Origin of the sequence: Streptomyces sp. NPDC048523 (assembly GCF_043199815.1) — a bacterium.
Lineage (GTDB): Bacteria > Actinomycetota > Actinomycetes > Streptomycetales > Streptomycetaceae > Streptomyces.
Genome location: NZ_JBICWQ010000001.1, coordinates 1,749,636 through 1,772,760 on the forward strand (window position 1 = coordinate 1,749,636; position 23,125 = coordinate 1,772,760).

24 protein-coding genes are annotated in these 23,125 nt (G+C 70.9%); 13 read left to right on the top strand and 11 right to left on the bottom strand.

The features are described 5' to 3' along the window. Nucleotides 1–7 precede the first annotated feature (7 nt). Both ACGFWE_RS07960 and ACGFWE_RS07965 read left to right on the top strand, forming a co-directional pair. Entirely contained in the window at nucleotides 8–1,267 is a 1,260-nt protein-coding gene (locus ACGFWE_RS07960; protein WP_393598626.1) for a VWA domain-containing protein, read from the top strand. Beyond that, nucleotides 1,267–2,079: a hypothetical protein gene (locus tag ACGFWE_RS07965; RefSeq protein WP_393598627.1), complete on the top strand. Its 813-nt coding sequence runs from the start codon at nucleotides 1,267–1,269 to the stop codon at nucleotides 2,077–2,079. Before ACGFWE_RS07960 ends, ACGFWE_RS07965 begins: the two co-directional genes overlap by 1 nt. 61 nt (nucleotides 2,080–2,140) lie before the next feature. On the opposite strand, the gene ACGFWE_RS07970 is transcribed toward ACGFWE_RS07965, so the two are convergent. Beyond that, nucleotides 2,141–2,767 carry a winged helix-turn-helix transcriptional regulator gene (locus ACGFWE_RS07970; protein ID WP_393598629.1) on the bottom strand — a complete coding sequence of 209 codons (627 nt, stop codon included), beginning with the start codon at nucleotides 2,765–2,767 and terminating at the stop codon, nucleotides 2,141–2,143. 87 nt (nucleotides 2,768–2,854) lie between these two features. On the opposite strand from ACGFWE_RS07970, the gene ACGFWE_RS07975 reads away from it, so the two are divergent. The 5 genes from ACGFWE_RS07975 to ACGFWE_RS07995 all read left to right on the top strand — a co-directional run bounded on the left by ACGFWE_RS07975 (nucleotide 2,855) and on the right by ACGFWE_RS07995 (nucleotide 8,310). Further along, nucleotides 2,855–4,063, top strand: coding sequence for a pyridoxal phosphate-dependent aminotransferase (locus tag ACGFWE_RS07975; protein ID WP_393598630.1), 1,209 nt, complete (start codon nucleotides 2,855–2,857; stop codon nucleotides 4,061–4,063). 94 nt (nucleotides 4,064–4,157) lie between these two features. Then, the gene (locus ACGFWE_RS07980) at nucleotides 4,158–6,497 is read left to right on the top strand and encodes a hypothetical protein (protein ID WP_352381552.1); all 2,340 of its coding nucleotides are present in this window, start codon (nucleotides 4,158–4,160) and stop codon (nucleotides 6,495–6,497) included. Between the two features lie 18 nt (nucleotides 6,498–6,515). After that, nucleotides 6,516–6,908: a hypothetical protein gene (locus ACGFWE_RS07985; protein ID WP_393598632.1), complete on the top strand. Its 393-nt coding sequence runs from the start codon at nucleotides 6,516–6,518 to the stop codon at nucleotides 6,906–6,908. Nucleotides 6,909–7,206: 298 nt separating this feature from the next. After that, a complete protein-coding gene (locus ACGFWE_RS07990) occupies nucleotides 7,207–7,830 on the top strand; it encodes a hypothetical protein (RefSeq protein ID WP_352381556.1) in 624 nt (207 codons plus the stop codon). 57 nt (nucleotides 7,831–7,887) lie between these two features. Continuing rightward, on the top strand, nucleotides 7,888–8,310 hold the full coding sequence (locus tag ACGFWE_RS07995; RefSeq protein ID WP_352381557.1) for an acyl-CoA thioesterase: 423 nt from the start codon (nucleotides 7,888–7,890) through the stop codon (nucleotides 8,308–8,310). 1 nt (nucleotide 8,311) lies between these two features. Here ACGFWE_RS07995 and ACGFWE_RS08000 read toward each other — a convergent pair whose 3' ends face one another. Next, a complete protein-coding gene (locus ACGFWE_RS08000) occupies nucleotides 8,312–8,707 on the bottom strand; it encodes a helix-turn-helix domain-containing protein (protein WP_352381559.1) in 396 nt (131 codons plus the stop codon). Between the two features lie 112 nt (nucleotides 8,708–8,819). On the opposite strand from ACGFWE_RS08000, the gene ACGFWE_RS08005 reads away from it, so the two are divergent. Continuing rightward, on the top strand, nucleotides 8,820–10,250 hold the full coding sequence (locus ACGFWE_RS08005) for an MFS transporter (protein ID WP_393598634.1): 1,431 nt from the start codon (nucleotides 8,820–8,822) through the stop codon (nucleotides 10,248–10,250). A gap of 174 nt (nucleotides 10,251–10,424) precedes the next feature. On the opposite strand, the gene ACGFWE_RS08010 is transcribed toward ACGFWE_RS08005, so the two are convergent. Further along, nucleotides 10,425–11,294: an NAD(P)H-binding protein gene (locus ACGFWE_RS08010; protein ID WP_393598972.1), complete on the bottom strand. Its 870-nt coding sequence runs from the start codon at nucleotides 11,292–11,294 to the stop codon at nucleotides 10,425–10,427. 86 nt (nucleotides 11,295–11,380) lie between these two features. Here ACGFWE_RS08010 and ACGFWE_RS08015 point away from each other — a divergent pair, with 86 nt between their 5' ends. Continuing rightward, nucleotides 11,381–12,157 (top strand): helix-turn-helix domain-containing protein, encoded by a 777-nt coding sequence (locus ACGFWE_RS08015; protein ID WP_393598635.1) that lies wholly within the window; start codon nucleotides 11,381–11,383, stop codon nucleotides 12,155–12,157. After that, nucleotides 12,157–12,972 carry a chitosanase gene (locus ACGFWE_RS08020; RefSeq protein WP_393598636.1) on the top strand — a complete coding sequence of 272 codons (816 nt, stop codon included), beginning with the start codon at nucleotides 12,157–12,159 and terminating at the stop codon, nucleotides 12,970–12,972. Before ACGFWE_RS08015 ends, ACGFWE_RS08020 begins: the two co-directional genes overlap by 1 nt. Here the strand turns inward: ACGFWE_RS08020 and ACGFWE_RS08025 are convergent. The 7 genes from ACGFWE_RS08025 to ACGFWE_RS08055 form a co-directional block, all read right to left on the bottom strand. Beyond that, entirely contained in the window at nucleotides 12,957–14,321 is a 1,365-nt protein-coding gene (locus ACGFWE_RS08025; protein WP_393598638.1) for a nucleobase:cation symporter-2 family protein, read from the bottom strand. The two genes, ACGFWE_RS08020 and ACGFWE_RS08025, sit on opposite strands and share 16 nt — an antisense overlap. Before the next feature lie 218 nt (nucleotides 14,322–14,539). Then, on the bottom strand, nucleotides 14,540–15,919 hold the full coding sequence (locus ACGFWE_RS08030) for an 8-oxoguanine deaminase (protein ID WP_393598639.1): 1,380 nt from the start codon (nucleotides 15,917–15,919) through the stop codon (nucleotides 14,540–14,542). 100 nt (nucleotides 15,920–16,019) lie between these two features. Further along, the gene (gene pucL, locus ACGFWE_RS08035) at nucleotides 16,020–16,916 is read right to left on the bottom strand and encodes a factor-independent urate hydroxylase (RefSeq protein ID WP_393598641.1); all 897 of its coding nucleotides are present in this window, start codon (nucleotides 16,914–16,916) and stop codon (nucleotides 16,020–16,022) included. A 6-nt stretch (nucleotides 16,917–16,922) separates the two neighbouring features. After that, a complete protein-coding gene (uraH, locus tag ACGFWE_RS08040) occupies nucleotides 16,923–17,318 on the bottom strand; it encodes a hydroxyisourate hydrolase (RefSeq protein ID WP_352381570.1) in 396 nt (131 codons plus the stop codon). Continuing rightward, entirely contained in the window at nucleotides 17,315–17,833 is a 519-nt protein-coding gene (uraD, locus tag ACGFWE_RS08045; protein WP_352381572.1) for a 2-oxo-4-hydroxy-4-carboxy-5-ureidoimidazoline decarboxylase, read from the bottom strand. The genes uraH and uraD overlap by 4 nt, the downstream gene beginning before the upstream one ends. 84 nt (nucleotides 17,834–17,917) lie before the next feature. Then, nucleotides 17,918–18,226, bottom strand: coding sequence for a helix-turn-helix domain-containing protein (locus ACGFWE_RS08050; protein WP_352382529.1), 309 nt, complete (start codon nucleotides 18,224–18,226; stop codon nucleotides 17,918–17,920). Between the two features lie 47 nt (nucleotides 18,227–18,273). Beyond that, nucleotides 18,274–18,525, bottom strand: coding sequence for a hypothetical protein (locus tag ACGFWE_RS08055; RefSeq protein WP_352381574.1), 252 nt, complete (start codon nucleotides 18,523–18,525; stop codon nucleotides 18,274–18,276). Between the two features lie 145 nt (nucleotides 18,526–18,670). Here ACGFWE_RS08055 and ACGFWE_RS08060 point away from each other — a divergent pair, with 145 nt between their 5' ends. The 3 genes from ACGFWE_RS08060 (at nucleotide 18,671) to ACGFWE_RS08070 (ending at nucleotide 21,055) form a co-directional block, all read left to right on the top strand. Then, complete coding sequence (locus ACGFWE_RS08060; RefSeq protein WP_393598642.1) at nucleotides 18,671–19,492, top strand: TIM barrel protein; 822 nt, start codon at nucleotides 18,671–18,673, stop codon at nucleotides 19,490–19,492. 29 nt (nucleotides 19,493–19,521) lie between these two features. Next, nucleotides 19,522–20,412, top strand: coding sequence for a 2-hydroxy-3-oxopropionate reductase (locus ACGFWE_RS08065; protein ID WP_393598644.1), 891 nt, complete (start codon nucleotides 19,522–19,524; stop codon nucleotides 20,410–20,412). Nucleotides 20,413–20,815: 403 nt separating this feature from the next. Beyond that, nucleotides 20,816–21,055, top strand: coding sequence for a hypothetical protein (locus ACGFWE_RS08070; RefSeq protein WP_393598645.1), 240 nt, complete (start codon nucleotides 20,816–20,818; stop codon nucleotides 21,053–21,055). 226 nt (nucleotides 21,056–21,281) lie between these two features. Here the strand turns inward: ACGFWE_RS08070 and gcl are convergent, their stop codons facing one another. After that, on the bottom strand, nucleotides 21,282–23,066 hold the full coding sequence (gcl, locus tag ACGFWE_RS08075; RefSeq protein ID WP_393598647.1) for a glyoxylate carboligase: 1,785 nt from the start codon (nucleotides 23,064–23,066) through the stop codon (nucleotides 21,282–21,284). Nucleotides 23,067–23,125 lie beyond the last annotated feature (59 nt).

A 23,125-nucleotide genomic window follows, 5' to 3' on the forward strand; every position in this document is an offset into this window, starting at 1 on the left:
TCCGGCGATGATCACAAGAAAACGGCTGGCGGCGGGAGTGTGCGCCCTGCTCGCCGCCCTGACGGCCGGGGTCGCCTTCCCGGCCGCGGCGGTCGCCGGTGAACCAACGGGCGGCACCGCGCCTCAGGTCGATCTCGTCCTCGACGTGAGCGGCTCGATGCGGACGGCGGACATCGACGGCGGCACCCGGATGGCGGCGGCGAAGCGGGCCTTCAACGAGGTGCTGGACGCGACGCCCGAAGAGGTCCAGCTCGGCATCCGGACCCTCGGCGCCAACTACCCGGGTGACAACCAGAAGACGGGCTGCAAGGACACCGCGCAGCTCTACCCGGTCAGCACGCTGGACCGTACCGAGGCCAAGACGCAGGTGGCGACCCTCTCCCCCACCGGCTGGACACCGATCGGCCCCGCACTGCTGAAGGCCGCCGGTGACTTCACCGACAGCGCCTCCTCCAAGCGGATCGTGCTGATCAGCGACGGCGAGGACACCTGCGCGCCGCTCGACCCGTGCGAGGTGGCCCGCGAGATCGCGGCCAAGGGCGTCGGGCTGACCATCGACACCCTCGGTCTGGTCCCGAACACCAAGATGCGGCGGCAGCTGAGCTGCATCGCGGAGGCGACCGGCGGTACCTACAGCTCGGTGGAGCACGCCGACGAACTCACCGACAAGGTCAACCAGTTGGTGGACCGCGCGGCCGACCCGGTGGTGACGCCGGTGGCCACGGAGGGCGCCGGCACCTGCGCCACCGCCCCGACGCTGAAGTCCGGGCTCTACACCGACCGCGAGGAGTTCATCCAGCAGCGCTGGTACCGGGTGGACGTCGAACCGGGCCAGGAGCTGCGCGCCTCGGTGAGCGTGGGGGCCGACCGGGCCGTGAACCCCTCGTACGGGGTGCTGCTGCGGGCGGTCACCGTGCACGGCCGGGAGATCGTGCGCGGCGAGGGTGCGGGCAACGGCCGTACGGATGTGATCTCGACGGGGCTCAGATACCCCAAGGCCGACCGTGACGACGCCTCGGCCGAGACCGTGTGTCTCCAGGTCACCAACTCCTTCTCGGCGGCCTCCGGGGTGAAGACCACCCCGGGTCTGCCACTCGAGCTGACCGTCGACGTCGTGGACGGGCCGTCGAACGCGAGCGACGTGGCCTCCTTCGGCCTCGGGCGCGGCTGGTGGCTGCTCGGCGCGCTGATTCTCGCGGGCTTCGTCGCCGGTCTGCTGTGGGGCTGGCTGTCACGCTGGCGGGTCGCGGTCTGGAGGACCAACTGATGCGGATCACACGCGTGTTGAGCGCAGCCCTCCTGATGCTGGGGCTGGCCGTCGCACCGGCGGCGGCCGACTCCTCGCCGACGCCGACGGATTCCGCCTCGGCGGACGGTGACGCGCCCACCCAGGCGGGCACGTCGTTCCGTACGGCGACCGAGGTCGAGCAGGGCCAAACCGCCACGGCGAGCGGCTCCACGGGCGACTACCTGTACTGGTCGTTCCCCGCGGACGCCGGACAGCGCCCCACCGTGCAGGCGACGGTGAAGCTGCCCGAGACGCACGCCTCGCAGACCTGGCAGATCGACGTGTACGACGGTCTGCGCCGCCGCCAGTCCTGCCAGTACGGCGCCCAGACGCGCACCACCGCCGCGGACACCGCCTCGGTGGAGCTGGCCTGCACACTGCGCACGGTCCGCGCCTGGTCGGAGACCTGGGCGAACGACCCGTTGCCGGGCACGTACTACGTCCGGCTGACGGCCGTCGGCCTCACCACGGCCGACCTGGGACTCCCGGTGAGCACGGAAGTCCGGGTGGACTCCAAGGACGTCGGCGGATCGGCCGCGGTGGACGGTTCGCTGGCGGAGCCGCTGGTGCCGGGCATCGCGGTGAAGTCGGAGACGGAGGACGGCGATTCGGAGGACTCCTCCGCCGTGCTGTCCGCCATTGAGCCCGAGGACGGGTGGTCCTCCGGCTGGTGGTCCGACCGCTGGGTGTGGACCGCGATCGGCGGCGCGCTCGCCGCGCTGGCCGGGGTCGGCGGCTACACACTGACCCGCGGCTCGGGACGACCCACGCGGGTACCGCCGGGAGCCTGACGGGTGCGCAGCAGAATCTGACGGTTCATCAAGAAGGCCCGCCCCGGCGGGCCTTCTCCCGTCACCCCGCCCGCAGCAGCTTGGCGATCGCGCCGTCCCCGGTCACCTCGACCCGGCCGGTCCGCACCGCGTCCGGCAGGCTCAACTCGCCGCGGCTGAGGGCCTCGCAGGTTTCGGCGTCCAGGGCCAGGCGGGCGTCGGGCTCCCGGGGGGCCGGCCCCTCGCCGTACGCGGGGCCGGCCTGTGCGCCGACGTACAGGTGGAACTCCCCCTCCTCCAGACGCACTTCGACGAGTCCGTCACCCTCCAGCGAGCGCAGCAGCGGCAGCGCGAACCAGTGCGCGCGCACCGCGTCGGTGGGCCGCCGGTCGCCGAGCTCGGGTCCGCCCCAGGCGCCGAGGGCCTGCAGCACGGGCAGCAGCTCGCGTCCGCGACCGGTGAGTTCGTAGACGTAGGCCGCCCCGGGCGGGGGCAGCCGGCGCCGGGTGGTCAGGCCGTCGCGTTCCATGTCCTTCAGCCGCGAGGCGAGTACGTCCGTGCTCACGCCCGGCAGGTCGGCGTGCAGGTCCGTGTAGCGGCGCGGGCCGGCCAGCAGTTCCCGGACGATCAGCAGGGTCCAGCGGTCGCCCACGACATCCAGGGCGCGGGCCGCGGAACAGTACTGGTCGTAGCTTCGGCGAGGTGACATGCGACGCAGTCTAGACAAGTTGTTGGACTTTCCAAGCTCCTACTTGGTAAAACCAAGCAACACAGGTAACCGGAGAGGCAGCAGCGCATGGAGTTCCGGCAGTCGAGCAAGCTCAGCGAGGTCTGTTACGAGATCCGCGGCCCGGTGATCGAGCACGCCGACGCACTGGAGGAGGCGGGCCACAGCGTGCTGCGCCTCAACACCGGCAATCCCGCGCTGTTCGGCTTCGAGGCGCCGGAGGAGATCCTCCAGGACATGATCCGGATGCTCCCCAAGGCGCACGGCTACACGGACTCCCGGGGTGTCCTCTCCGCCCGCCGGGCGGTGGCGGGGCGCTACCAGGCACTGGGCCTGGAGGTCGACGTCGACGACGTCTACCTCGGCAACGGCATCTCCGAGCTGATCTCGATGGCCGTCCAGGCACTCGTCGAGGACGGCGACGAGATCCTCATCCCCGCCCCCGACTTCCCCCTCTGGACCGCGGTCACCACCCTCGCCGGCGGCAAGGCGGTCCACTACCTCTGCGACGAACAGGCCGACTGGTACCCGGACCTGGACGACATGGCCTCGAAGATCACGGACCGCACCAAGGCCGTCGTCATCATCAACCCGAACAACCCCACCGGCGCGGTCTATCCGAAGGAGATCATCGAGGGCATCCTCGATCTCGCCCGCCGGCACGGCCTGATGGTCTTCGCCGACGAGATCTACGACCAGATCCTGTACGACGACGCCGTGCACCACTCCGTCGCCGCCCTCGCCCCCGATCTGGTCGTCCTGACCTTCTGCGGGCTGTCGAAGACGTACCGGGTGGCGGGCTTCCGCTCGGGCTGGCTGGTGGTCACCGGCCCCAAGCAGCACGCGAAGAGCTACCTGGAGGGCCTGACCATGCTGGCCTCCATGCGGCTGTGCGCCAACGCCCCCGCCCAGTACGCCATCCAGGCCGCGCTCGGCGGCCGCCAGTCCATCCACGAGCTGACCGCGCCCGGCGGCCGGCTGTACGAACAGCGCACGGTGGCCTGGGAGAAGCTCAACGAGATCCCCGGTGTGACCTGTGTGAAGCCGAAGGGCTCGCTGTACGCCTTCCCGCGTCTGGACCCCAAGGTCCACAAGATCCACGACGACGAGAAGTTCGTCCTGGACCTGTTGCTGCGGGAGAAGATCCAGGTCGTCCAGGGCACCGGCTTCAACTGGCCTGCTCCGGACCACTTCCGCATCCTGACGCTGCCTCACGCGCAGGACCTGGAGGCGGCGATCGGGCGGATCGGGCGGTTCCTGAGCGGATACCGGCAGTAGCTGGTGGTGTTGCGGGGATTCATGGTCGAGGAGAGCGGGGATGCCATAGAGTGCGGCCACTGATCCGCAGGGTCGGGGGATGGGGGGATCCCGGGTGTTCTTGTCTCGTCGCCGTGCCTCGGACACACCTTCGACACCGTCGGCCTTACGCGTCCGTGTCGTACTGCTCGTCCTGAGCGTCGGTCTCTTCGGCAGCCCGTGGGTACAAGGGCCCGTCCGGGACCTGTACGAGCGGAAGTTCTACATCGAGGGATCCGACAGCAAGAACCTGCGCCGACTGCTCGAAGCGGCGTTCGTCCCCGCCTGGGACACGTCGGACGCGCGGTACGGCACCACGCCCGCACTGGTCGTGAACGACCTCTCCGTCCTGTTCCTGCTCGCGGGCCTCGCCTTCTTCCTGTGGCGGATGTCGGTCCGCGGGAAACCGGGCCTGCTCCGCTGTCTCGTCGTGGGTGTGTCGGTCTCGGTGGCCTCCAACCTCCTGTGGTGGGGCCTGCACAAGGAGTTCGTGCCCGAGGTGCCGCTGGCGCCGACCGACATGATGCTGGACTACCTGCTGCCCGGTGGCCTGCTGTTCGGCCTGGCGGCGGGCGTGCTGCTCGTGCTCCTGACCGGCGGCCCGCCGGGGATCCGGGCCAGGAGCTCCGTCGGCGCCGTCACGGCGCCGCTCCGCCGCTGGAGAGAGGGAGGGCTCGGCATGACGACGGCGCCGGTCCACATGCCGGTCGGGAGTGCGCCGGGTGATGTCACCCGGTATCTGTGCGCCGCGGCCTACATCGACGAGAGCTTCGCCGAACGAGTGGTGGAGGACCTCCTGGCCGACGAGGCCGGCGCCGTGGCGGCCTCGCCCGACGTCGACCTGGTGACGGTGGTACGTCACTGTCTGACGGCCCAGGAGCTGCGCCGCTCCCGCGACCTGCGGCTGACCGCGGCCTTCGCCGTCCTGGCGGTGTTCGCGCCCCTGTGGCTGGTGTCCGTCACGGTGTTCCTGTCGGCCGGCCGGCGGGCCGGCGGCCGGCCGAGCCGGGCCACCAGGGGCCGGCACCAGCCCGAGGGCAGGGTGCTGGTGGGCACGGCGATCACGGCCGGCATCACGGTGCTCGTCGCCTTCGCCTTCGGTGTCCTCGTCTCGGCGCTGCCCGCGCCCGGCTTCGTGAGCTGGCTGCTGGGCGCCTATCTGGCCGGGGTACCGGCCGTGCTGCTGTCCGTCGCGGTGGCGGCGAGCGCGTACGCCACGGTCGTACGCCATGAACTCGCCGTCGACCGGCTGCTGCGCACGACCATGACCCGCGAGGCCTTCGGCCGGCAGCCGCGGCCGACCGTGCCGCGGCGGAAGTGGATGGCCGAGCGGCTGACGGCCATCAGGGAGGCGCAGGACGGGAACGTCACGGTGTACAGCGGGTTCACACCCTTCATCGGCTATGCGGAGGCCGCCTCGCAGTGGTCGCTCAGCGTGCCGCTGCTGCCCGCCGGCAACCCCGTGGCAGGGGTGCCGCGCCGCCCTGCCGACCCTGAGCCGTTCACGGTCACCGAGCTCGTCGACCACGTACGCGCGCGACTGCGGGCGACCGCCACCCACGGCACGGCCGACGGGACGCCGGCGGATGTCGCCGAGTCCCTCGCCTCCCTCGTCGTCGAGGACCGGGTCTTCGCGAGCGGCACGACCATCGGCGACGACGAGCGGTTCATCAGGACCAGGAGCCTCGCCCCGGCCGCGCGCCTGTCGGCCGACGAGGTGGAGCGGATCACGGAGCGTCCCACCGGGGCCGTCCGCCACTATCTGGCCGTGCATGTCCCGCTGTGGGGCGGGGACGTGGTGCCGAGCGTCTTCCTGCACTTCTCGACCACGGGACGCACGCTCCACCTGCACTGCAGCAACCACGTACTCGCTCCGGTGCGCGCCGAGTACCACGTCGTGGACCGGCTGCGCGGTCCCCTCTCCGCCGCGGCACGGCGCGAACTGCTGCTGGAGGCCGTCCCCCGCACCGGCAAGGCGTTCTACGCGGCGCCTTTCAGGGCGCTGCGGCAGAGCTACTTCGACGAGCGGCACCGCAGACGGATGACGGACGAGCTCAAGGCCCTGGAGCAGGACCCGGTCTACGACTTCGGCGCCCGGATGAGCATCCGGGAGCTGGCGCTGAGTCCGGACTACCACAACTACTTCCAGGTCGTGGACGCCACCCGGATCACGTCCCTGGTGGAGCGCCACACCTTCGCCGCGATCCGTGAGTTCCTCGCCGCGCGCGGCTACGACATCACCGACTTCCGCGCCCAGCAGCAGACCATCCTCAACCAGGGCCTCATCCAGCAGGGCGGGACGAGCATCATCGGCAACCAGGCGATCGGTACCGGCGCGACCGCCACGCAGAACGTCCCCCAGCAGCAGTCCGGTGCGGCGGCGGCACCGGGTGCCGTCGGCGGCTCCGGCACATAGTCCGAGGAGGTCCTCATCATGGGCAACGACGACCGGCGCCAGGACCCTCCGGTCAACAACGGCGTCATGATCAGCGGCGGTACCCACTACGTCGGCAACCAGGCCGTGGGGCACCACGCCCAGGCGTTCTCCGGCGCGGTCTCCTTCCAGCCGCCGGACGCCGAGCGTACGGCCGAACTCCTCGCGCACGTCGAGCAGTTGCTGACGGAACACCGGGCGGCGCTCGCCGACCCCGACGCGACCGGCAGGGAACTGCGCCGCCTGCGCGAGGAACTCGACGAACCCGAACCCCAGCCGACGGTCCTGCGACGGGCCCTCGACCGCCTCAACGACTTCGTACAGCCGGTGACACCGCTGGTCGTCGCGGTGGGACAACTCGCGCAGTCGGTGCAGGGGTTGCCGGGGGTGTGAGGCGGGGCTCGGGCGGGTGTGACCCGGCGGGGGCGGCGGGCGGGCCGACCATGTGCCGGTCGAGGTGAACGCGGGCCACGCGAAAACCGAGGGGTGCGTCGGGCTGGTGGCGCCCGCCCTTTCCTGCGCATGCTCACCGCTCGTCGGCTCGGCCCGTCCCCTTTCCGGCCGGGTGGCGGAACCTGGGCCGCCGGTGATCGCCGGGCGGGATGTCAGACCCCCGTCGTAGCCTTCGAAGCGGAGGGGTCAGTGATCCGTACGGTCCGTCGTGCGGTCCCTCCCCCGGAAGGAGCACGCCGTGACGCGACCGCCCACCGCCGCACAGCGGCGTGTCATCGACGCCGCCGATCCCGTCACCGGGCGGCTGAGGGGCACCGAGGCCCAGCTGGACGCGCTGGTGAAGCGCGGGCTGGCCTTCCGGCATCCCCGGCCGCCGCACGACCATTTCCTGACCCCGGCCGGGCACCGCATACGGGAGACGGTCGAGGAGGAGCCCGAACGGCCCGCCGACCCGGCCACCGGCGTGTTCGCCGCGCACATCGGCGGCACCGAGGAGGCCGCGGACAGCGGTCCGGCCCGGGCGCGGGAGGTGCACAGCGCCTGGCAGGGGCTGCTGGAGCTGCGCCGCATGACCAACCCGGACGGGTCCACGGACCGGCCCTGCGGCTGGGAACGCGCACACCTCGTGCAGGCGGCGGCGCTCGCCCTGGAGGCGGCCGGGCACGCGCCGGAAGCGGGGGGCTCGTCCGGCTACCGGGTGCGCGCGACCCCGCAGCCCGAGGCCGTGGCCGTGCACGCGCCGGACGGCGAGGCGCTGCGGGCCTGCGCGACCACCCTGGAGAAGGCCGGCTGGCAGGTCGGCGAGTACACCGAACCGCGGACCAGGGCCCGGTACCTGCTGGCCTCGCCGCGCCGGGTGTAGCGGACACATGTCAGGATCGGGTCCAGCAACTGCCGTGGCCTGAGAGGGGATTGACGCATGAGCGAACCGTTTTCCGTGCCGGTGACCGTCCGCGGGTACGAGACGGACGTGCAGGGACACCTCAACCAGAGCGTGTACATCAACTACGCGGAGCACGCCCGCTGGTCGCTGCTCAAGGCCGCCGGGATCACCCAGGCCGGGCTCATCGGCAGCGGAGTGGGCCCGGTGGCCCTGGAGACCACCATCCGGTACCGGCGCGAACTGCTGGCGGGCGACGAGGTGGAGGTGACCTGCGCCTTCGAGTGGGGCGGGGGCAAGACGTTCCGCATACAGCAGACGATCCTCAAGAAGGACGGCACGGTGGCGGCCGAGATCACGGCGGTCGGCGGGATCATGGATCTCAAGGAGCGGCGACTGGTCGCGCAGCCCGTCGAGGTCTTCAAGGAACTGGCCGCCGACCCGGGCCTGTTCGGGCTGTAGCTCAGGCCGGCTCCGGTTCCCGCTCGGCGTCGTAGTGCGCCCGCGCCTCGGCGATGTAGACCCTGTTGCGCTCCGCCCAGTCGGTGAGGCGTTGCAGGGTCTCGTGCAAATCGCGGGCAACCGGGGTGAGTTCGTACTCCACCCGGGGCGGCACCGTGGGATGGACGGTGCGGGTGACAAGACCGTCGCGCTCCAGGTTGCGCAGGGTCAGGGTCAGCATGCGGCGGCTGATGCCCTCGATGCTGCGCTCCAACTCGGTGAAACGGATGGGTCCGTGGGCCGCCGCGACGAGGATCTGCACGCTCCATTTGCCGGAGACCCTGTCAAGAACTTCCCGCACCGGACACGCGTGCGCGTTCACGACCTGCACGGTCACACCGGTGTTCCTCTGGGACATCGAACTGCCTCCTTACACCGCTCTCCATGGTCACTGACGATGTTGCCCGTTACAAGTCGTGCACCAAAGCCAGTTGCCGGAATCCATGGAGAACGCGGAGGCCACGCCCGCCATGACAACCGTCGTCGGAACCCCGACACGAACGCCGCACCGAACCTACTCCCGCTGGACGGCCCTGATCGTCCTGTGCGCGGGGACACTCATGACGATCCTGGACGGCAACATCGTCACGGTCGCCATGCCGGCCGTCCAGAGCGACCTCGGCTTCTCCGGGCCGGGCCTCGCCTGGGTGGTCAACGCCTATCTGATCCCGTTCGGGGGGCTGCTGTTGCTGGCGGGCCGGCTGGGCGACCTGATCGGGCGCAAGCGGATGTTCACGGCGGGGCTCGCCGTGTTCACGGCGGCGTCCGTGCTGTGCGGGGTGGCCACCGGCCAGGGCACGCTGATCGCGGCGCGTGCCCTGCAGGGCGTCGGCGGGGCGATGACCTCTGCGGTGGTGCTCGGCATGCTGGTCGCGCTGTTCCCGGAGCCTCGTGAACAGGCCCGGGCGATCGCGGTGTTCAGCGCGGTGGGCGCGGGGGGCGGGGCGCTGGGCACGTTCCTCGGCGGGGCGCTGACGCAGGCACTGAACTGGCACTGGATCTTCCTGATCAACCTGCCGATCGGGATCGTCGCCCTGGTGGCGGCGATCCGGGTGCTCGCTCCGGAGGCCGGCGAAGGGCTCGGCCGGGGCGCGGACTATCCGGGGGCCGCGCTGGTGACGGGGGCGCTGATGCTGACGGTGTACGTGATCGTCGGGTCCGGCGACCGCGGGCCGGCCACCACGCTGTTGCCGGCCCTGGCCGCCGTCGCCCTGTTCACGGCCTTCACCCTGCGCCAGGCCCGTGCCGCCCGTCCCCTGCTGCGGCTCCGGCTGTTCGGTTCCCGACTGCTGTCCGGCGCGAACGCCGTGCAGGTCCTGATGATCGCCACCATGTACGGCTTCCAGTTCCTGGGTGCGCTGTATGTCCAACGCGTCCTCGGCTTCGGTGAGTTGCTCACCGGCACGGCGTTCCTGCCGGCGCCGGTCGTGATCGGGCTGCTGATGCTGGGGCTGTCGGCGCGGACCATCGGGCGGTTCGGCCCGTACCGGGTCCTGCTGGCGGGGCTCGGCCTCATCGTCGCCGGGATGGCCCTGCTGAGCCGTGCACCGGTCGAGGGCTCGTACGTCGCGGACGTTCTTCCGCCGCTGCTGTTGCTGTCCGTCGGGTTCGCCGCGGCGATGCCCGCGCTGACCGGGCTCGCCATGTCGGGGGCGCGGGAGGAGGACGCGGGGCTGGCGTCCGGGTTGTTCAACACCACGCAGGTGGTGGGGGGTTCGCTGGGGCTGGCGGTGCTGTCGGTGCTGGCGGCGGGTCGGACGGAGGGGCTGCTGGCCGACGGGGCCGAGGTGGTCTCGGCGACGGCGCAGGGATATCAGCTGGCGTTCCGGGTGGGAGCGGGGATCGCGGTGGCGGCGTTGGGCTTGGCTGCGGTGGTGCTCCGGCCGCGAGGGAAGGTCTGAGCCGCCTTCGCCTGTGCCTCGCTGCGCCGTCTCGCGGCTGCGGGTACATCGTGGCTGGTCGCGCAGTTCCCCGCGCCTCTTCGGGGTGCAGCCGCAGGTGCCGTGACGGCACCCACCAGGGGCGCGGGGAACTGCGCGGCCAGCCCCCACCGGCGCGCAGCCGACACACAACCGTCAGCCTCCACCCCCGCCGAACGCCCCCTTGTGGTCCTGGGCCCACTCCCGATACGTCCGCGCCGGACGCCCCAGCACCTCCTCCACGTCCCCGGTGACCACCGCGTTGCCGCCCTCGGCCACGAAGCGGACGCTGCGCAGCATCCCCTCCGCGGCCTCCTCGCTCCAGCCCGAGGCGAGCAGCAGTTCACGCGTCTGGGACGGGGTCAGGTCACGGAGTTCCACCCGGCCGCCCAGCACCTCCCCCAGCGCGGCCGCCTGGTCGTGGGGGCTGAGCGTCTCGGGGCCGGTCAGGGTGTACGTCCGCCCCGCGTGACCCGGACCCACCAGTGCGGCGACCGCGATCTCGGCGACATCGCGCGGGTCCACGACCCCCTGCCGGCCCGTTCCCAGCATGTTCGGCACCGGCTCACCCGAGCGGAGCGCCGCCGCCCAGCTCAAGGTGTTCGACGCGAAGGACGACGGCCGCAGGATCACCCACTCCAGGCCGCTGCCCCGGACCGCCTCCTCGCCGTGTCCGTGCGCGATGCCGCCCAGGCCCGTCCTGGGATCGCCCGCGCTGATCGCGGAGAGCTTCACCACGCGCCGTACCCCCGCCGTCCGCGCCGCCTCGACCATCCCCCGGTCGCTGTCCCCGTCCTCCGGGCCGAAGACACCCACGAGGAAGGCGGCGTCAGCGCCCGCCATGGCCGACGCCACGGAGTCGAGGTCGCGATGGTGACCCCGGGCCGCCTCCACTCCCGGCGGCAGCCCGGCCCGGTCCGGGTCCCGCGTGAGCGCGCGCACCTTCTCGCCGCGCGCCACAAGCCGTCGTACGACATCGCTTCCGATGGTGCCCGTGGCACCCGTGACAAGGATCATGACCACCACGGTGGGTGCCACACCGCCCCGGGCGATAGGAAATTCCGGCACGTTTCGCACGCCCGAACCCCCGGCCCCGCGCTTACGGTGGATGCGTGACCAACTCCGTTGCCCTGAATCCGGGTCCGTGGATCGCCGGGATCGGGGCCCTGGCCGTGCAGGCGGATCCGCGGGAGCCGTTCGTCCAGTTGCCGGACCCCTCGACCAAGGTGATCGTCCGCAGCGAGGCGCGGGGCCGGCCGACCCTGCTGGTGTCGGGACCGCGCGTCCGGGCCACGTACCACCGGGGCAAGCCAGACGTGTCCTGCGTGGAGGTGCGCCTCGCGCCCGGCACGACCCGCGCGCTGCTGGGCGTCCGCGCGGTCGACCTCGTCGGGCGGATCGTGCCGCTGGGCGCACTGCCGGGCCCCACCGCGCGGCGACTGGCGTACGAGCTCGGGCGGCTGGAGCCCGAGGACGTGGTCGCCCGGCTCGCGGACGTCCTTCCGGACCGGCTGCCCACCGCGGCCGACCAGGCGCGCGCCGAACTGCTGCGGGCCGCGGTCGCCGCGCTGTCGGTCCGCTCGGGTCACCCACCCGGTCAGGTCAGCGAGGTGGCTCGTGAACTCGCCGTCAGCGAGCGCCAGTTGCGCAACCTGTTCAGCGACGGTGTCGGGCTCTCGCCCAAGCACTACGCCCGCATCGACCGCGTCCGCGCGGTGCTGGCCCAGGCCTCCGAGCTGGCCTCCGCCGAACTGGCCGCCGTCACCGGCTACTACGACCAGTCCCACATGACGTCCGACTTCCGCACCCTGATGGGCGTCCCGCCGCGCTCGTACCTCACGGGACGGCTTCCCGCTCCCCGCTCCTGCCAGACGATCGACAGACCGTGATGCGATTCCACAGAACCGCCGCCCGCCGCACCCTGCTCGCCGCCCTCGGAGCCCTCGGAGCCGGAGTGCTGACCTCCCGGTGGCCGTCCGCCGAGGCCGCGGGCCCGACCGGTCTCGACGATCCGGTCAAGAAGGACCTCGCGATGCGGCTGGTGTCCAGCGCGGAGAACTCCTCGCTGGACTGGCAGGCGCAGTACGCCTACCTCGAGGACATCGGGGACGGCCGCGGCTACACCGCCGGCATCATCGGTTTCTGCTCCGGTACGAGCGACATGCTCGCGCTGGTCGAGCTGTACACGCAGCGGGTCCCCGACAACCCGCTGGCCCCGTATCTGTCCGCCCTGCGCACGGTGGACGGCACCGACTCGCACGACGGGCTGGACCCGGGGTTTCCGGCGGCCTGGCGGGAAGCGGCGCAGACGTCCGCGTTCCGCCGGGCACAGCGGGACGAGCGGGACCGCGGCTACTTCGACCCGGCGGTCGCGCGTGCCAAGAAGGACGGCCTCGGCACGCTCGGCCAGTTCGTCCACTACGACGCGATGGTCATGCACGGCCCCGGCACCGACGCCCTGAGCTTCGGCGGCATCCGCGACCGGGCACGCAGGGGCGCGGACACCCCCACGGACGGCGGCGACGAGACGGCTTACCTGCACGCCTTCCTCGACGCCCGGGTGTGGGCGATGGAGCAGGAGGCGGCACACCGTGACGTCAGCCGGGTCGAGACGGCCCAGCGGGTCTTCCTGGAACAGGGCAATCTCGACCTGGACCCGCCGCTCAAGTGGAAGGTGTACGGGGACAGTTACGAGATCGGCTGAGCAGGGACGGCCTCCATGGGGTGGGTGACCTCGCGTGCCTCCCCGCCCCGGCCGAGGTGGTTGAAGACCAGGTTCAGCGCCACCGCGGCGACGCAGCCTGTCGAGATCCCCGAGTCCAGGACGATCCTCGCGGTCTCCGGGAAGGCGTGGTAGAACTCCGGCGCGGTGATCGGGATGATGCCGACGGCCAGCGACACTGCGACGATCAGGACGTTGTTGTCCTTGTCCAGGCCCGCCCTGACCAGGGTCTGGATGCCGCTGGCGGCCACCGAGCCGAACAGGACGACTCCGGCACCGCCGAGCACCGGGCGCGGGACGACGGCGATGAGCGAGGCGGCCATGGGGCACAGGCCCATCAGCACCAGGAAGGCACCGCCGGTGGCGACGACGTAGCGGCTGCGGATCCTCGTCATCGCCACGAGGCCGATGTTCTGGGCGAAGGCGCTGCACATGAAGCCGTTGAAGAGGGGGCTGATCGCCGAGCCTAGGGTGTCGGCGCGCAGGCCCGCGGCGATGGTCCGCTCGTCGGCGGGGCGCTCGACGATATCGCCCAACGCCAGCATGTCCGCGGTCGATTCGGTCATGGAGACCACCATCACCACGCACAGCGAGAGGATCGCGGCGAGCTGGAACTGCGGGGCACCGAAGTGGAAGGGGGTCGGGAAGCCGACGACGGCCGCGTCGGTGACGGGCCCGAAGTCCGTCGCGCCGAAGGGGATCGCGAGGAGTGTGCCGGTCACCAGGCCGAGCAGTACGGCGATCTGCTTGACGAAGCCTCGCGTGAAGCGTCGTAGGAGGAGCACGATCCCGAGCGTCGCCGCGGCCAGGCCCAGGTTGGTCATCGCGCCGTAGTCGCGCGCCGTGGGGTCGGGGCCCTGTGCCCAGCCGAAGGCGACCGGCAGGAGCGAGACGCCTATCAGGGTGATGACGGTCCCGGTGACGACCGGCGGGAAGAAACGGATCGCCTTGCTGAAGAAGGGGGCGGCGAGGAAGCCGAGGAGTCCGGCGACGATCACCGCGCCGAAGATGACGGGCAGGGCGTCGGACTTGTCGTCCACGGAGGCGACGACGGCGGTCATGGGGGCGACGCCGGCGAATGTGACGCCGTTGACGAAGGGCAGCCGGGCGCCGATCTTCCAGATGCCGAGGGTCTGCAGGAAGGTGGCGAGGCCCGCGGTGAACAGGCAGGCGCCGGTGAGGAAGGTGAGGTCGGCGGCGGAGAGGCCGATGGCCGCGCCGACGATCAGGGGCGGGGCGACGACTCCGGCGTACATGGCGGCCACGTGCTGGAGGCCGGTGGTCGCCATCTTCAGGGCGGGGAGCTTCTCGTCGACGGGGTGGACTGACACTGCGGCTCGCCTCCGGGCGGTTACACGGCTGCCGAAAGGCGGTGCCGTGGGTTTCATGGAGGTGGTGCGAGTGGTCGTGCGGGACCGGGAACGGAGACCGTTCCGGGGCGCGTGCGTCCAACACGCGCCCCGGGCACGGCCGCCGTGGAACCCGGCATGCGGGATCCACGGCTGCCGGCCGGGAGCCGTCCCTCCCGACCGGAGTTCTGGTGAAGCCGTCAGCCCTGCGCGGCGATCCGCGCGAGGCGCTGGGCCTGTTCCCGCGTGGAACGCGCGATGGCGTCCTCGTCGACATGCAACAGGCGGCTGTCCGCGACGATCTGGCGGCCGTTCACGAAGGAGGCCGTGACGGGTGCCGCCGCGCCGAAGACCAGCGCGGTCACCGGGTCGGCGATCGAGGCGTGGGCGAGGGTGTCGAGCTTCCACAGCACCAGGTCGGCGAGCTTGCCCGCCTCCAGGGAACCGGTCTCCGCCGCGCGGCCAAGGACCTGGGCGCCGCCGTAGGTGCCCAGACGCAGCGCCTGGCGGGCGTTGAGAGCCGCTTCCCGGTGGGCGCCGAGGCGGTTGATGAGCAGGGCGTTGCGCAGCTCGGTGTGGAGTTCGCCGGACTCGTTGGACGCCGTGCCGTCGACTCCGAGGCCGACCGGGACGCCGGCCGCGAGCATGTCCGGGACCCGTGCGATCCCCGCCGCCAGACGGGCGTTGGACGAGGGGCAGTGGGCCACGCCCGTCTTCGTCCGGGCGAAGGCGGCGATGTCGGAGTCGTTCATGTGGACGCAGTGCGCCATCCACACGTCCTCGCCGAGCCAGCCGGTGGACTCGAAGTAGTCGGTGGGGCCCATGCCGAACAGTTCCTTGCAGAACTGCTCCTCCTCGACGGTCTCCGAGCCGTGGGTGTGCAGCCGTACACCGAGGCGGCGGGCCAACTCGGCGCCTTCACGCAGGAGTTCGGTGGAGACCGAGAAGGGCGAGCAGGGGGCGACGGCGACCTGGGTCATCGCGTCGAAGGAGGAGTCGTGGTGCTCCTTGACGGTCGCCTCGGTCGCGGCGAGGGCGCCCTCCAGTGTCTCGACCGCGAAGTCCGGGGGCAGGCCGCCGTCCTTCTCGCTGCGGTCCATGGAGCCACGGGCGAGGGTGAAGCGGACGCCTGTCTCGCGGGCGGCGCGGATGATCGCACCGGACAGGTCGCCGGAGCCGGCGGGGAAGACGTAGTGGTGGTCCATGGCGGTGGTGACGCCGCCGCGGGCCATCATCGCGAGCGAGCCCTGCGCCGCCGCGTAGACCATCTGCTCGTCGATGCGCGCCCAGGTCGGGTAGAGGGCGACGAGCCAGTTGAAGAGGTTGTGGTCGGTGGCGAGACCCCGGGTGATCCACTGGTAGTAGTGGTGGTGGGTGTTGACCAGACCGGGGGTCACCAGGTGGCCGGTGGCGTCGATACGGCGGCCGACGTTCTCCAGGCCCTCGGGGGCCCTGCCCGCGCCGAGCGACTCGATGCGGTTGCCGGCGATGACCAGGTGCCCGGTGGCGTACTCCGTGTCGTCGGCGTCGACCGTCGCGATCGAACAGTTCTCGATGACGATGCGCTGGGCTGCTGCCATGATGCGTCTCCTTCACTGTGCGGAGTGGGCACGGCAGGACCCTGGGATTTGAGTGCCGCGGCCCGTACAGGCGGGCCGCGGGTGCCGCAGTGGGAGTTGGTCAGAGGTTGGTGAGGTCCACCGGGATCCTCTGCTCGACGCCGTCCCGCAGGACGGTCGCCTCGATCAGGCCGTAGGGCCGGTCGGCGGCGAAGTACACCTCGTTGTCGTTCTTGAGGCCGAACGGCTCCAGGTCGACCAGGAAGTGGTGCTTGTTGGGCAGTGAGAAGCGGACCTCGTCGATCTCACCGCGGTTCTCGATGATCCGCGACCCCATCTGGTACAGGGTCTGCTGGAGCGAGAGCGAGTACGTCCCGGCGAAGGCCTGGAGCATGTGCTTCTTCACCTGCTCGTAGGACTCCTCCCAGTCGGGCGTCTCCTGCTCGTCGTCGGACCAGTTGAAGCGCCAGCGGGCGGCGACCTCGGTGGCCAGGATGCGGTCGTACGCCTCGGGCAGGGTCGTGTACTTGTCCTTGACGTAGCCCCAGAACTCGGAGTTGGTCGAATTCATCACCGTGAGGTCCTTGAGGCCGGAGACGACCTCCCACGAAGAGCCGTCGTAGGTGATCTGGCTCAGGCGGGTCTCCTGGCCCTGGCGGACGAACGAGTGGGCGTCCTCGCCGGGCGTCCCGATCCGCTCCCAGGCGTACTCCTCGATGCGGATCCGCGCGGTCCTGATCGGCTCCTGACTCGTCACGAAGTGCCGGGCGAGGTGGATGCCGAACTGCTCGGCGGACTCGATGCCGTGCTCCTTGGCGAAGGCGTACACCGTGTTCTTGGTGGTGTCGGTCGGCAGCACGTTGGCGTTGGAGCCGGAGTAGTGGACCTCGTCCATGTCGCCGCTCAGCGACACCGAGACGTTGAGGTCCTTGATGTGATGGGTGGCGCCGTCCCGCGTGATCTTGACGACTCGGTTCTCGGCCTTGCCGTACTGGTTCTGTCCCAGAATGGTGGGCATCTCTAGCTAGCTCCCTCGGTATACGGAGTAGCCGAACGGGTTGAGCAGCAGCGGTACGTGGTAGTGCTCGCCCGGCTCGACGGCGAACGTGATCGCCACCTCCGGGAAGAACACACCGGCACCGCTGTCCCGATTCGCGGGGGCATCCTGCTGCGCATCGGCTTGCTTCTTCAGGAAATACGGCTCCACGGCGAAGTCGAGCCGTACGTGGGTGGTCCCCTCCGGCAGCGCCGGCAGGTCCTTGCACCGCCCGTCCGCGTCGGTCGCGGAACCGCCGAGCGCCTGCCAGTCGGCGTCCCGGCCGCTGCGGGCCGCGATCCGGACGGGGACACCCTCGGCGGGCCGGCCGACGCTGGTGTCCAGGATGTGCGTGGACACCGAGGCGGTGGTGCTGGTGCTCATGCTGATCGGTCCTCTTCGACGATACGGGCGAGCCGGATACGGTTGATCTTGCCCAGCTCGGTGCGGACGATCTCGCGCTCCCGCTCCGGCGAGTTGCCGATCCGTTCCTCGACCGCGTCGCGCATCTGCTCGGCGGTGCGGCCGGTCGCGCAGATCAGGAAGACATGGCCGAACCTCTCCTGGTACGCCAGGTTCAGTTCCAGCATCTGCGCCCTGAGCTCCTCGGAGGCGCCGGCCATGCCGCGCTGCTCGCGGGCGGAGGTCGGGTCGCCGGGCTTGGGGCGGCCGATCGGGGGGTGCCCGGCCATCGCCTCGGCGAGGTCGTCGGCGGTCAGCTCGGCCATGGCGGCGTCGCTGGTGGCGTAGAGGTCTTCCGCGGTCGCGTAGGGGCGGGCGGCGAGCAGCCGACGAGCCCACGCCGTCGAGGCGCACGCCTCGAGGAGGACCGCGTGGGCCGCGTGCTCCTCGAGGACGTTGAACCGGGCCAGGCCGGGGGACGTGGAAGTCGAAGTCACGGGAGTCAGCTAACGCCCCGACGCGACGTCACGTCAACACTTTGTTGAAAATTCGCGGTTACGAAACCCGCCGGGGTCCGCAGCCTACGCTTTGTCCCGGTTCAGGTAGTTGTAGACCGTGAAGCGGCTCACCCCGAGGGCGCTCGCCACGGTCTCCACGCCGTGCCGTACGGAGAAGGCGCCGCGCGCCTCCAGTATGCGTACGACCTCCTGCTTGGCCTTGCGGTCCAGGTCGGCGAGCGGCTTGCCCTGCTTGCGCTCCATGGCGGCCAGGATGTGATCGAGGGAGTCCGCGAGCTGCGGCAGCCGTACGGCGACCACGTCGGCGCCCTCCCAGGAGAGCACGACGTCGTCGGGGCCGGCCTCGTCGGGCGGGACCATCTCGCCGCCCATGGCGTCGATCAGCGGCTTGACCGCCGCGATGAACGGCTCGTCGGTGCTCACGCCCCGGCCTCCCCGACCACGTTCACCTGGAGGGAGATCCGAGTGGCGCCGGAGGCCAGGGTCCGGCGCAGCAGGGCGTCCACGGCACCGAGCACCTCGTCGGCACCGCCTTCGGCCGTGTTGCCGAACGGGCCGACGTCCACCGCGTCCAGGTCGGCGGCCTCGATGACCTCACGGGCCACGAGCGCGTGCGCCGGGGCCTCGTCGAGGTCGAAGGGTTCGGTCGTGAACTCCACTCTCAATCGCACGCGCACAACCTAACCCGCGGTGCCGTTTTCCGTCGGGCCCTCTTGACAACGCCTTCGCCACGAGGGCAATCTTCCAATACGCAGAAACTAACTTCCGCATTATGGAATACGACGGACCACGACACGGAAGGGAGCGCCGCGACCGATGGGATTCGCAGACCAGCGCTTCAACGTCAACCTGTCGATCCTCTACACGGAACTCCCGCTCCTGGAGCGCCCCGCGGCGGCCGCCGCGGCCGGCTTCACCGCGGTCGAGCTGTGGTGGCCCTGGATCGACTCCCCCACCCCCGGGCGGTCCGAGCTCGATGCCCTGAAGAAGGCGATCGAGGACGCGGGCGTCCAGCTCACGGGCCTGAACTTCTACGCCGGCCGGCTGCCGGGCCCCGACCGCGGCGCCCTGTCCCTGCCGGGCGAGGAGTCGCAGCGGTTCCGCGCCAACATCGACGTGGCCGCCGACTTCGCCGGATCACTCGGCGCCACCGCGCTCAACGCCCTGTACGGCAACCGCGTCGACGGCGTGGACCCGGCCGAGCAGGACGCGCTCGCGCTGGAGAACCTGGTCCTCGCGGCCCGCGCGGCCGACCGGATCGGCGCGATCCTGCTGATCGAGGCCCTCAACAAGCCCGAGTCGCCGCGGTATCCGCTGGTGAGTGCGCCCGCGGCGGTGGGGATCGTCGACAAGGTCAACGCCGCGACCGGCCTCGGGAACGCGAAGTTCCTGATGGACCTCTACCACCTGTCGATGAACGGCGAGGACCTGCCGGCGGTGATCGAGGAGTTCACTCCGAAGACCGGCCATGTGCAGATCGCCGACAACCCCGGTCGCGGCGCGCCCGGTACCGGCTCGCTCCCCCTCGAAGACCTCCTCGACCAGCTGCAGAAGGCGGGCTACGACGGCTGGGTCGGCCTCGAGTACAAGCCGGGCGACCGCCCGAGCGCCGAGGCCTTCGACTGGCTGCCCCGCTGACATCCCCCGTACCGAGAGGCACTCGCATCATGAGCAACCTTCCCAAGATCGCCTGGATAGGCCTCGGCATCATGGGCTCCCCCATGTCCGAGAATCTGGTCAAGGCGGGTTACGACGTCACCGGCTTCACCCTCGAACAGGACAAGCTGGACCGGCTGGCCGCCGCCGGTGGCTCCGCCGCCGGTTCGATCGCCGAGGCCGTGCGGGACGCCGACGTGATCATCACGATGGTGCCCGCCTCCCCCCAGGTCGAGGCCATCGCGTACGGCCCCGAGGGCATCCTGGAGAACGCCCGCTCCGGCGCCCTGCTGATCGACATGTCCTCGATCACCCCGCAGACCTCGGTCGACCTGGCGAAGGCGGCGAAGGAGAAGGGCATCCGCGTCCTGGACGCACCCGTGTCCGGCGGTGAGGCCGGTGCGATCGAGGCCGTGCTGTCCATCATGGTCGGCGGTGAGCAGGCCGACTTCGACGAGGCCGAGCCGGTCTTCGAGGCACTCGGCAAGACCATCGTGCTGTGTGGTCCGCACGGCTCTGGCCAGACGGTGAAGGCCGCGAACCAGCTGATCGTCGCCGTGAACATCCAGGCGTGCGCCGAGGCCGTGGTCTTCCTGGAGAAGTCGGGCGTGGACCTCAAGGCCGCCCTCGACGTGCTGGGCGGCGGTCTCGCCGGCTCGACGGTTCTGACGCGCAAGAAGGACAACTTCCTCCAGCGCGACTTCAAGCCGGGTTTCCGGATCGACCTGCACCACAAGGACATGGGCATCGTCACCGACGCCGCCCGCAACGTCGGGGCGGCCCTGCCGGTCGGCGCCGTGGTCGCCCAGTTGGTCGCCAGCCTGCGTGCGCAGGGCGACGGGGCGCTGGATCACTCGGCACTGCTGCGTGCGGTCGAGCGGCTGTCCGGCGCCCAGGTCTGACCTCCGCTCCCCAAGACTCCGGGCGGCGCCGCCGCTGACATCTGTCCTGTCGCGCCCAGGCGACGGCGCCGCCCGGAAACCACTCCACCGGTTCCGACCGCGTGGAGAACCGAGACTCCCTGACCGCACCCGATGCGCCCGGCGACCCGGATGAGGGGTGGTCGCCCGGTACCGGGTGCGGTCGGGGGAGGACCGCGGCGGCGTGCGAGCCAGTGCGGTGGTGAAGGTCCCGGGCCCTCCTTCTTCGACCTGAGGGAAGGAGCGCGCCCCGGTTCCGTCGCCGCCGCCGCGGTCCCGGCAAGGCCGGCAGGAACACAGAGCGCCGGATACGGACGGTCCCGTATCCGGCGCTCCGCCGTGTTCCCGGGGTGCGGAGCGCCGCGGATCGCAGGACTCTGAAGGCATGGCAGGACATCCAGCACAGCATCCGCATGTCGTGGTGCACGCCCCGGCCCTGGACGGTTCCCGGCGGGTCACCGCGAACGACGACAACCTCGGCGTCGCCTCGCACCTGGACGACGTCGTGGAGTTCCTCCGGCTCGCCGACCTGGACCGGATCGAGGTCGAGGACGACGACATCGTGGAGTGGCAGGGCGGCGGTCCCGACGACTGGCCGGGACTGTCCGAGCACCACGAGCGGTGAGCGGGCGTACCGCAGCGGTCGTAGGTCGGCTACGGAATCCTCAAATCAACCTCTGAACCTGATTCAAGGGCTTCTGCCGGACCCGTTCCGGGCGCATTCTCATCACACGAGGTTCGCCGACACGGGGGCGGCGGGCATCGCGACGGGGGACGGCTTCGGGGGAGCCGGGCACGGGAAAGGGCGGTCCGACCTTCACGGTGGGACCGCCCTTCAGCTGTGTGCGGTGTCAGACCTTGAGCGGCTTGATCGACGTCGGCGCGTGGGCCGGCTCCGTCGCGATCTCCTCGAACTCGACCACGTCGGAGATGTCGTTCGTCGTCGACATCGAGATGTTGGTGACCCGCTCCAGGATGGCCTCGACGACCACCGGGACCTGGAACTCGGCGGCGAGCTTCTTAGCCTGCTCCAGGGCGGCGCCCAGTTCCGCCGGGTCGGTCACCCGGATCGCCTTGCAGCCGAGGCCCTCGGCGACCTTGACGTGGTCGACGCCGTAGACGCCCAGCTCCGGGGAGTTGATGTTCTCGAACTCCAGATTGACCTGGAAGTCGATGTCGAAGGCGCGCTGGGCCTGGCGGATCAGGCCCAGGTAGGAGTTGTTCACCAGGACATGGATGTACGGGATCCGGTGCTGGGCCCCGACGGCCAGCTCCTCGATCATGAACTGGAAGTCGTAGTCCCCGGAGAGGGCGACGACCTGGGCCTCCGGGTCGGCCTTGGCGACGCCCAGCGCGGCCGGGATCGTCCAGCCGAGGGGGCCCGCCTGACCGCAGTTGATCCAGTGGCGGGGCCTGAAGACGTGCAGCATCTGGGCGCCGGCGATCTGGGAGAGGCCGATCGTGGAGACGTACCGGGTCTCCGGGCCGAAGGCCTTGTTCATCTCCTCGTAGACGCGCTGCGGCTTGATGGGGATGTCGTCGAAGTGCGTACGGCGCTGGAGGGTCGCCTTCTTCTCCTGCGCCGAGGCCGCCCAGGCCGAGCGGTCGGGGAGCCGGCCCGCTGCCTTCAACTCCCCCGCCACCTCGACGAAGAGCTCCAGGGCCGCCTTGGCATCGGAGGCGATGCCGTAGTCCGGCGCGAAGATCCTGCCGATCTGGGTGGGCTCCACGTCGACGTGGACGAACGTCCGGCCGGCCGTGTAGACGTCCAGCTTGCCCGTGTGGCGGTTGGCCCAGCGGTTGCCGATGCCGAGGACGAAGTCGGACTCCAGGAAGGTGGCGTTGCCGTAGCGGTGGGAGGTCTGCAGGCCCACCATGCCGGCGTTCAGTTCGTGGTCGTCGGGCAGGACGCCCCAGCCCATGAGGGTCGGGACGACCGGGGTGCCGGTCAATTCGGCGAACTCGACGAGGAGTTCGGCGGCGTCGGCGTTGATGACCCCGCCGCCGGCGACGATCAGCGGGCGCGCGGAGGCGTTGAGGAGACCGAGCGCCTTCTCGATCTGGGCGCGGCTCGCGGCGGGCTTGTAGACCGGGAGCGGCTGGTAGGTCTCCGGGTCGAACTCGATCTCGGTCAGCTGGACGTCGATCGGCAGGTCGATGAGGACCGGGCCGGGGCGGCCGGAGCGCATGAGGTGGAAGGCCTGCTGGAAGACACCGGGGACCTGGGCCGCCTCCAGGACGGTGACCGCCATCTTCGTCACCGTTCCCGCGATGGAGGCGATGTCGACGGCCTGGAAGTCCTCCTTGTGGATCACGGCGGTCGGGGCCTGGCCCGTGATGCACAGGATCGGGATCGAGTCGCCGGTCGCGGAGTACAGGCCGGTGATCATGTCGGTGCCGGCCGGGCCCGAGGTGCCGATGCAGACTCCGATGTTGCCCGGGCGGGTGCGGGTGTAACCCTCGGCCATGTGCGAGGCACCCTCGACATGGCGGGCGAGGGTGTGGTGGATACCTCCGGAGGCCTTGAGCGCGGCGTAGAAGGGGTTGATCGCCGCGCCGGGGACACCGAACGCGTCCGTGACACCTTCGCGCTTGAGGATCTCAACTGCCGCGCGGGCAGCGGTCATTCGAGCCATTGAGTACTCCTGCTTCGGCTGTCGGATGCGTACTCCCGTCGCGCCCCGCGGCGAGCACT